Annotated in this window: 3 protein-coding genes; all 3 read left to right on the top strand. The window is 74.3% G+C overall.

From position 1 onward, the window contains the following. Window positions 1-866 (top strand): PD-(D/E)XK nuclease family protein (locus ACFU99_RS38325; RefSeq protein ID WP_384401728.1); only part of this gene is annotated, 866 nt, incomplete at its 5' end. Between the two features lie 34 nt (window positions 867-900). Continuing rightward, window positions 901-2,304, top strand: coding sequence for a dipeptidase (locus ACFU99_RS38320; RefSeq protein WP_384401726.1), 1,404 nt, complete (start codon window positions 901-903; stop codon window positions 2,302-2,304). 115 nt (window positions 2,305-2,419) lie between these two features. Then, complete coding sequence (gene nudC / locus ACFU99_RS38315) at window positions 2,420-3,307, top strand: NAD(+) diphosphatase (RefSeq protein ID WP_384401731.1); 888 nt, start codon at window positions 2,420-2,422, stop codon at window positions 3,305-3,307. The last annotated feature ends 2 nt before the right edge of the window (window positions 3,308-3,309 follow it).

The raw sequence follows: 3,309 nt of genomic DNA, 5'->3' as shown, positions 1-3,309 counted from the left end.
GCGCCGCGGCGGGGCACTCCGCGGCGGGGCACTCCGTGACGGGCCGGGACGCGGCGCCCGCGCGCGAGCACCCCGCCCCGGTCGGAGAAGCGGGAACCCGGCCCGTACTCGCGCCGGACCCCGACGCCGCCGCTCTCTCCGACGCCGCCCTGCTGCCCGAGGAGCAGCGCCTCGCCGACTCCTGGGACCGGGACCTCGACGCCCTCGCCGGGGAGCTGCGGCGCACCCGCGCGGCCGTCCGGGACGTCCCCCTGCCGTCCGCCCTGAGCGCCTCGCAGCTGCTGCGGCTCGCAGCAGACCCGGAGGGCTTCGCGCGCGAACTGGCCCGCCCCATGCCGCGCCCGCCGCAGCCGGCGGCCCGCCGCGGCACGCGGTTCCACGCCTGGGTGGAGTCCCGGTTCGAGGCGCTGCCGCTCCCGCTGCTCGGCCCCGACGAACTGCCCGGCGGCGCCGACGACGAACCCGAGATCGCCGACGAACGCGACCTGACCGCCCTCAAGGAAGCCTTCGAGCGCACCCCGTACGCCCACCTCACCCCCTACCAGGCCGAGGTGCCCGTTCAGCTGACCCTCGCGGGCCGGGTGATCCGCGGCCGGATCGACGCCGTGTACCGCGAGAGCGGACCCGGCGGCGACACCTACGAGATCGTCGACTGGAAGACCGGCCACGGCCGCGACGGCGACCCCCTCCAGCTCGCGATCTACCGGCTCGCCTGGGCCGAGCGGCACGGACTGCCGCTGTCGTCCGTATCGGCGGCCTTCCTGTACGTACGCGGCGGCGAGGTCGTCCGGCCCGCCGGGCTGCCGGACCGCCCGGCCCTCGAACGGCTCCTCCTGGGGCCGTCCGGCGGCGAGGAAACCCGGTAATGGGCACGGTCCGCAGGCGGATAGGGTCGATGTCATGAGCAACACCCCGGACAGTGCCGTCCGCACCTTTCTCGACGGCCACCGCGCCGCCTTCCTCGACGATCTCGCCGAGTGGCTGCGCATCCCCTCCGTATCGGCCGACCCCGGCCATGCCGGGGACGTGCGCCGCAGCGCCGAATGGCTGGCCGCGAAGCTGACCGCGACGGGCTTCACGACCGCCGAGATCTGGGAGACGGCCGGCGCGCCCGCGGTGTTCGCCGAGTGGCCCTCCGGCGACCCGGCGGCCCCCACGGTCCTCGTCTACGGCCACCACGACGTGCAGCCCGCCGCCCGCGAGGACGGCTGGCACACCGACCCCTTCGACCCCGTCGTCAAGGACGGCCGGCTGTACGCGCGCGGGGCCGCCGACGACAAGGGGCAGGTGTTCTTCCACACCCTGGGCGTACGGGCCCACCTCGCGGCCACCGGCCGCACCGCGCCCGCCGTCAACCTCAAGCTCCTCATCGAGGGCGAGGAGGAGTCGGGATCCCCGCACTTCCCCGACCTGATCCGCGACCGCGCGGAGCGCCTCGCCTGCGACACCGTGATCGTCTCCGACACCGGCATGTGGTCGGAGGACACCCCGACCGTCTGCACCGGCATGCGCGGCCTCACCGACTGCCAGGTCGACCTCTACGGACCGGACCAGGACATCCACTCCGGCTCCTTCGGCGGCGCGGTGCCCAACCCCGCCACCGAGGCCGCCCGGCTGGCCGCAGCCCTCCACGACGACGACCGCAAGGTCGCCGTTCCGGGCTTCTACGACGGCATCGTGGAGCTGACCGACCGCGAGCGCGAGCTCTTCGCCGAGCTGCCCTTCGACGAGTCGCGGTGGCTGCGGACCGCGCACTCCCACGCCACCGCGGGCGAGGCCGGGCACACCACCCTGGAGCGGATCTGGGCGCGGCCCACCGCCGAGGTCAACGGCATCGGCGGCGGCTACCAGGGGCCCGGCGGCAAGACCATCGTGCCGTCGAGCGCCCAGCTGAAGCTGTCGTTCCGGCTGGTCGCCGGCCAGGACGGGGAGAAGATCCAACAGAGCGTGCGGGAGTGGATCGCCGCGCGCCTGCCGGAGGGCATCCGCCACGAGATCACCTTCTGGGGCGCCACCCGCCCCTGTCTGACGCCGCTCGACCACCCCGCGCTCCAGTCCGTCGTACGGGCCATGGGGCGGGCCTTCGGGCAGCGGATCCGCTTCACGCGCGAGGGCGGCTCGGGCCCGGCCGCCGACCTCCAGGACGTGCTCGGCGTCCCGGTGCTCTTCCTCGGCATCTCCGTGCCGTCGGACGGCTGGCACGCGCCGAACGAGAAGGTCGAACTGGACCTCCTCATGAAGGGCGTCGAGACGGCCGCGTACCTCTGGGGCGACCTCGCCGAGCACTGGCCCACCGAGAGCTGACGCGCAAGCACGCGCTTCAGCGCACGCCCAGACGTAAACCACCCGTTCGCAGGGGGAGTTGGAAGCAGCCGTGACCACCACCGATCGCACCGACAGCCGGCCCATCACGCTCAGCATGGCGAGCGGCATCGACCGCGCCGCGCACCACCGGCTCGACGAGGCGTGGCTGGCCGCGGCCTGGAGCCACCCCACGACGCGGGTCTTCGTGGTCTCCGGCGGCCAGGCCCTGGTCGACGACACCCCCGACGGCCGCACCGAACTCGTCATGACCCCGGCCTTCGAGGCCCCCGTCACCGAGACGCACCGCTACTTCCTCGGCGAGGACGAGGACGGCGTGCGCTACTTCGCGCTCCAGAAGGACGCGCTGCCCGGCCGCATGGACCAGTCCGCGCGCCCGGCGGGACTGCGCGAGGCGGGGTTGCTGCTGTCGCCGCGGGACGCGGGGCTCCTGGTGCACGCGGTGGCGTTGGAGAACTGGCAGCGGCTGCACCGCTTCTGCTCGCGCTGCGGCGAGCGCACCGTCGTCGCGGCGGCCGGGCACATCCGCCGCTGCCAGGCGTGCGGCGCCGAGCACTACCCGCGCACCGACCCGGCCGTGATCATGCTGGTGACGGACGAGGAGGACCGGGCGCTGCTCGGCCGCCAGATGCACTGGCCGGAGGGGCGCTTCTCGACCCTCGCGGGGTTCGTCGAACCGGGGGAGTCGATCGAGCAGGCCGTGCGGCGCGAGGTCGCCGAGGAGGCCGGCGTGGTGGTGGGGGACGTCGAGTACATCGCCAGCCAGCCCTGGCCCTTCCCGTCGAGCCTGATGCTCGGGTTCATGGCGCAGGCCACGTCCTCGGACATCCAGGTGGACGGCGAGGAGATCCACGAGGCCCGCTGGTTCTCGCGGGACGACCTGCGGGCGGCGTTCGACTCCGGGGAGGTCCTGCCGCCCACGGGCATCTCGATCGCGGCCCGGCTCATCGAGCTCTGGTACGGCAAGCCGCTGCCGCAGTCCTGAGC

The sequence above is a fragment of the Streptomyces sp. NPDC057654 genome, assembly GCF_042800135.1.
Taxonomy (GTDB): domain Bacteria; phylum Actinomycetota; class Actinomycetes; order Streptomycetales; family Streptomycetaceae; genus Streptomyces.
The sequence above is the reverse complement of the archived record's forward strand: the minus strand, read 5'-3'. Positions and strand labels throughout refer to the sequence as shown.

Coding starts and splice junctions, on each gene's coding strand:
- nudC (WP_384401731.1), top strand. CDS start 2,420: ATGGCGAGCGGCATCGACCGCGCCGCGCACCACCGGCTCGACGAGGCG.
- ACFU99_RS38320 (WP_384401726.1), top strand. CDS start 901: ATGAGCAACACCCCGGACAGTGCCGTCCGCACCTTTCTCGACGGCCAC.